The sequence below is a fragment of the Pseudomonas laurentiana genome (assembly GCF_014648275.1).
GTDB lineage: Bacteria > Pseudomonadota > Gammaproteobacteria > Pseudomonadales > Pseudomonadaceae > Aquipseudomonas > Aquipseudomonas laurentiana.
Genome location: NZ_BMQU01000165.1, coordinates 1 through 590, shown reverse-complemented (window position 1 = coordinate 590; position 590 = coordinate 1). Strand labels below are relative to the sequence as shown.

Here is a 590-nt window from a genome sequence, read left to right as displayed (position 1 = left end):
ATTAAAAAAATAATCAAAATTCCCAAAATAATACATTCTCTAAAAACCATATATTCTTCTTACTAATCAAAAATAATTACAATATCAAACAATCCCATCATATATTTAATCCCACCTAAATATATTTCCAAACAAAATAATTATCTCTTCAACACAACTACATCCCTTTTCAAAAAACAATTAAATCCCTCTATCTTTTATTCAATTCTCAAATCCCTAAACTTATAAAATCTTTTTTCAATAATAAACCAATTTATTAACATACCACCAAACCATTTTTTATTAACATAATAACACCAAACCCATATTACAACCCACAACACTAAATCAACTACTTTATTTTTTATCCCAACAATTAAAAATTATTTTCCCCTACTTACCACATCAAAAACTAAATCACAAACTTCTAATAAAAAACAAGCAATTCTAATCAAATTTATAATATAAATACCTTTACACTTTACAAAAATATAAAATACCATTCTAAAATTCCATTTCCTCATACCATATCCAAAATAAACTCCTACTCTCATCATCTCTTCCAAATCAATATTCCAATATCTTTTTATCATTTCTTTTCACACTTAAAA

1 pseudogene is annotated in these 590 nt (G+C 23.7%); it reads right to left on the bottom strand.

The features are described 5' to 3' along the window. Positions 1–197: 197 nt before the first annotated feature. Positions 198–533 (bottom strand): annotated as a pseudogene (locus IE038_RS25705) (ribosomal protein S2). Positions 534–590 lie beyond the last annotated feature (57 nt).